The following is a 4,441-nucleotide window of genomic DNA, read 5'->3' on the forward strand; positions in this document are numbered from 1 at the left end:
GCGGGGCTGCTGGAGACGGGCATCGTGGGCATCAACGAGGGGGCGCTGGCGGCGGAGGCCGCGCCCTTCGGGGGCGTGAAGGAGTCGGGCTACGGGCGCGAGGGCTCCACGCACGGGCTGGACGACTACCTGCACACCAAGTACCTCTGCCAGGGCGGGCTCGACTGATGGCCGCGCCCCACGCCGGCCCACGGGAACGGAAACGGAACACGCGCATGGAATGATGGATTTCCCGGCCGGCACGGTGCGACATGGGCGCCGTGCCGGCCTCTTTGTCGATCGAGAAAACCACACACAAGGAGACAACCCATGACCCCCATCGCTTCCCCTGACGGCGCGCGCCGGCGCGCGCTGCTGCTCCCGGCGGCACTCGCCCTCTGCGGCCTGGCCGCGCCGCTCGCGGCCGCGCACGCGGCGGATGCCTATCCCACCAAGCCCGTCACCCTGCTGGTGCCCTACCCGGCCGGCGGCGCCAACGATGCCGTGGCCCGGCTCGTCGGGCAGAAGCTGGGCGACGCGCTCAAGCAGCCCGTGGTGATCGACAACCGCCCCGGCGCGGGCACCACCATCGGCACCACGGCGGCGGCCAAGTCCGCGCCCGACGGCTACACGCTGGTGCTGGGCTCGCTCGCCAGCCATGCCGTGAGCCCGCACCTCTACGCCCGGCCCGGCTACGACGCCGTGGCCGACTTCGCGCCCATCGGCCTGATCGGCGTGGTGCCCATGGTGCTGGTGGTGGCCCAGGATTCGCCCTACACCAGCGTGCGCGCGCTGGTGGAGGCCGCGCGCAGGCAGCCCGGCACGCTCAACTACGGCTCCTCGGGCAACGGCTCGCCGCTGCACCTCTCGGCCGAGCTCTTCAAGCAGGCCGCGCAGGTGCAGATCAACCACGTGCCCTACAAGGGCGGCAACGCGCACACCATGGACCTCATGGGCGGGCGGCTGGACATGATCCTGGACACGCTCACCAGCGCCTCGCCGCTCATCAAGGGCGGCAAGGTGCGCGCGCTGGCCGTGGCCTCGCCCGCGCGCCTGCCCGAGCTGCCCGACGTGCCCACCTTCGCCGAGGCCGGCTACCCCGGCTTCGAGGTCAACGCGTGGTATGCCCTCTACGCCCCCGCCAAGACCGGCAAGGACGTGCTGGCCACGCTCAACACCACCCTGAACGCCGTGCTCCGCCAACCCGACGTGCTCGAACGCCTGGGCGCCCTGGGCGTGCGCCCGCAGCCGGGCACGCCCCAGGCCCTGGCCCGCTTCACGCAGGACGAGTGGAACCGCTACGGCAAGGTCATCCAGGCCAACGGCATCAAGATCGATTGACATCCCTCCGGGCGGCCACCCCATCCACTTCCGCCCCCTCCCACGCCCTTCCCGCTCCACGCCGGCGCGGCGCGGCCGCCCTCGCCGCGCCTTCCGCATTCCTTTTCCACCTCGTGCACTTCGTGCACCCTGCATGACCGCGCCATGAACGCCTCCCCAGACCCGACCCACCACGAAGCCCCCACGCCGCCAGCCCCGTTCGATGTCCTCGTCACCGCCGCGCACTGGGCCGAGGCCGCCCAGGACATGGTGCGCGAGGCCGGCGGGCGGGTGCATTGCATGGCGGGCCCGGTGACCGAGGACGCGCTGGCGGAGCAGCTCGCCGCCACGGGCGCGCAGGCGCTGGTGCTGCGCGGCTCCCCGCCGGTGACCGAACGCGTGCTGGCCGCGGCGCCCGCGCTGCGCATCGTGGCCAAGAACGGCGCGGGCGTGGACAGCGTGGACCGGGAGGCCGCGCGGCGCCGCGGCGTGGCCGTGGCCGTGGCGCCGGGGGCCAACGCCGACGCGGTGGCCGAACACGCGCTGGCGCTGATGCTGGCGCTCACCCGCCAATTGCCCGAGCTGGACCGCCGCGTGCGCGCGGGCGGCTGGGCAGGCAGCCAGTGGCAGGGCCGCGACTTCCGGGGCTCCACGGTGGGCATCGTGGGCTACGGCAGCATCGGCCGCGCCACCGCGCGCCTGGCCGCCGCGCTGGGCGCGCAGGTGCTGGTGCTGCGCCCGCCCGGGCAGGCCGACGGCTTCGCCACCGAGCCCGACCTGGACCGGCTGCTGGCGCGCGTGGACATCCTGAGCCTGCACTGCCCCCTGACCGAGCGCACGCGCGGCCTGATCGGCGCGCGCGAACTGGGCCTGATGCGCCCCGGCAGCCTGCTCGTCAACACCGCGCGCGGCCCCGTCGTGCAGGAGGATGCGCTGATCGCGGCGCTGCATGGCGGGCAGCTCGCCGGCGCGGGGCTGGACACCTTCGACACCGAGCCCCTGCCCGAGCGCCATCCGCTCGCGAAGCTGCCGCAGGTGCTGCTCACCCCCCACGTGGCCGGCGTCACCCGCGACGCCGCGCTGCGCGTGGCCACCCTCACGGCCCGCAACATCCTGGACCACCTGCGGGGCCGTGCCCTGCCGGCCGGCCACCTGCTGGCGGACGGCTGACCCCACGGCCCCCGCCCGACCGCGTACCCTTCACGATTCATTCCCTTCCCGCACACGCCATGCCCGCCCACAACCCCTTCAAATCCGCCCTCGCCGCCCGCTATCCCCAGATCGGCCTGTGGCTCTCCATGGCCGACCCGTACCTGGCCGAGGCGGCCGCCACCACCGGCTACGACTGGCTGCTGATCGACGGCGAACACGCCCCCAACGACCTGCGCGCCACGCTCGCCGCCCTGCAGGCCGTGGCCGCCCACCCGGCGCAGCCCGTGGTGCGCGTGGTGGAAGGCAGCACCGCCCTCATCAAGCAGATGCTGGACATCGGCGCGCGCACGCTGCTCGTGCCCATGGTGGACACGCCCGAGCAGGCGCGCGCCATCGCCGCCGCCACGCAGTACCCGCCGCACGGCGTGCGGGGCGTGGGCAGCGCCGTGGCCCGTGCATCGCAGTGGAGTGCGCGCGCCGACTACCTCGACGTGGCCGACGACGAGGTCTGCCTGCTCGTGCAGGCCGAGACCGCCACGGCCCTGCGCAACCTGCCCGCCATCTGCGCAGTGGAGGGCGTGCACGGCGTGTTCATCGGCCCGGCCGACCTCGCGGCCTCCATGGGCCACCGGGGCAACCCCGGCCACCCCGAGGTGCAGGCCGCCATCGAGGACGCCATGCGCACCATCATCGCCAGCGGCAAGGCCGCCGGCACGCTCACCTCCGACCCCGCCCTGGCGCGGCGCTACCTGGAGCTGGGCTGCACCTTCGTCGCCGTGGGGGTGGACGTGTTGATGTTCGTCAATGCGGCACGCCGGCTGCGCGCGCAATTCGGCGGCGCGGCAGAGGTGCCCCCGCCCAGGGCCGGCGCCGCCTACTGAAAATGTGGCGGCACGACAACCCCAAACGAGATTCGACCCCTTACACTGGAAGGCTTGTAACAATCTACTAACAATTGGAGGTGATGGTGAGAAAAATCCTATTGGGCCTCGTGGCCACGCTGGCTGCCGGCACGTCGTTCGGCGCCACGGTCAACATCAGCAGCACGGGCAACTACACGACCCTGCAGAACTACACGAGCTGCACCACGGTGCCCTCCACCCTGTGCGCGAACTTCCTCACCACGCACAACGTGAGCGGCACGTTCACGACGACCGGCGCCCTGCCGGCGAGCGCGAACAACCTGGAAATCGGCTCCACGGTCACCTCCTACAGCTTCACCAGCGGCCTCGACACCGTGGCCTCCACCGACACGAATGCGCGGCTCAACTCGCTGCGCATCTCCACCGACGCCTCCGGCAACATCACGAACGTGAACATCATGCAGGCCGTGCTGTGGGTGTCGGGCACGTCGCCGCACTCCACGGCCGACCGCTTCTCGGCCGTGGTCGTCGTCGGCTCCAACGGCACCTCCACCCACAATTCGGGCTGCAACACCGTGGGCACGGGCAACAGCGGCGTGACCGACACCTGCCTGGTCTCGGTCGTGACCGACACCTCCCGCAGCACCGCCAACAACTCCCCCGTGAGCGTCGCCATGGCGACGACCCCGACCCCGACCACGACGGCAACGGCCATTCCCACCGTGTCCGAATGGGGCCTGATCCTGATGGCCTCGCTGCTCGGCATGTTCGGCATCGCGCGCCTGCGCCGCCAGCGCTGATCCGCGTCCCGCGCCTGACCCGTCCTGATCTAGGTTGACACCTGGATCATTGAACAGACCGGCATTGGCCGGCCAGAGACGCCCGATGCACGGCATCGGGCGTTTGCATTTTCAACGACAGATGAGGCCGTTGGTTGTTGTAGATGGGAACTGACTGGCTCACCATGCGCCGGGCCTGCGCCAGATCGGCAGGTCTGCACAGCAGGAACTCGCCTTTGAGAATGCCATTGACCCGCTCGGCCAGTGCGTTCTGGTAGCAATCGTAGCCATCGGTCATCGAGCAGGTCAGCCCGTGGCGATCGTGGATGGCCTGGTAGTAGCCAGAGC

At 71.7% G+C, this 4,441-nt stretch carries 6 protein-coding genes; 5 read left to right on the forward strand and 1 reads right to left on the reverse strand.

Going from position 1 to position 4,441, the window contains the following annotated elements; genetic code table 11:
- From AX018_RS23490 to AX018_RS23510, 5 genes are all read left to right on the forward strand, one after another.
- Positions 1 to 168: aldehyde dehydrogenase family protein (locus tag AX018_RS23490; protein ID WP_146749423.1), on the forward strand; the 168-nt coding region annotated here is incomplete at its 5' end.
- A gap of 141 nt (positions 169 to 309) precedes the next feature.
- Positions 310 to 1,320, forward strand: coding sequence for a Bug family tripartite tricarboxylate transporter substrate binding protein (locus tag AX018_RS23495; RefSeq protein ID WP_111882581.1), 1,011 nt, complete (start codon positions 310 to 312; stop codon positions 1,318 to 1,320).
- Between the two features lie 144 nt (positions 1,321 to 1,464).
- Positions 1,465 to 2,469: a hydroxyacid dehydrogenase gene (locus AX018_RS23500; protein ID WP_111882583.1), complete on the forward strand. Its 1,005-nt coding sequence runs from the start codon at positions 1,465 to 1,467 to the stop codon at positions 2,467 to 2,469.
- Between the two features lie 59 nt (positions 2,470 to 2,528).
- Positions 2,529 to 3,332 (forward strand): 4-hydroxy-2-oxoheptanedioate aldolase, encoded by an 804-nt coding sequence (gene hpaI / locus AX018_RS23505; protein ID WP_111882586.1) that lies wholly within the window; start codon positions 2,529 to 2,531, stop codon positions 3,330 to 3,332.
- 83 nt (positions 3,333 to 3,415) lie between these two features.
- Complete coding sequence (locus tag AX018_RS23510) at positions 3,416 to 4,114, forward strand: IPTL-CTERM sorting domain-containing protein (protein ID WP_111882588.1); 699 nt, start codon at positions 3,416 to 3,418, stop codon at positions 4,112 to 4,114.
- 46 nt (positions 4,115 to 4,160) lie between these two features.
- Here the strand turns inward: AX018_RS23510 and AX018_RS23515 are convergent.
- On the reverse strand, positions 4,161 to 4,441 hold a 281-nt coding region (locus AX018_RS23515), incomplete at its 5' end, for an integrase core domain-containing protein (protein WP_146749422.1).

Source organism: Paracidovorax anthurii (assembly GCF_003269065.1).
In the GTDB taxonomy this organism is placed as follows: domain Bacteria; phylum Pseudomonadota; class Gammaproteobacteria; order Burkholderiales; family Burkholderiaceae_C; genus Paracidovorax; species Paracidovorax anthurii.

What these genes read in the sequence shown, in the direction of transcription:
- AX018_RS23495 (WP_111882581.1), top strand. Translation starts at nt 310, where the DNA reads ATGACCCCCATCGCTTCCCCTGACGGCGCGCGCCGGCGCGCGCTGCTG.
- AX018_RS23500 (WP_111882583.1), top strand. Translation starts at nt 1,465, where the DNA reads ATGAACGCCTCCCCAGACCCGACCCACCACGAAGCCCCCACGCCGCCA.
- hpaI (WP_111882586.1), top strand. Translation starts at nt 2,529, where the DNA reads ATGCCCGCCCACAACCCCTTCAAATCCGCCCTCGCCGCCCGCTATCCC.
- AX018_RS23510 (WP_111882588.1), top strand. Translation starts at nt 3,416, where the DNA reads ATGGTGAGAAAAATCCTATTGGGCCTCGTGGCCACGCTGGCTGCCGGC.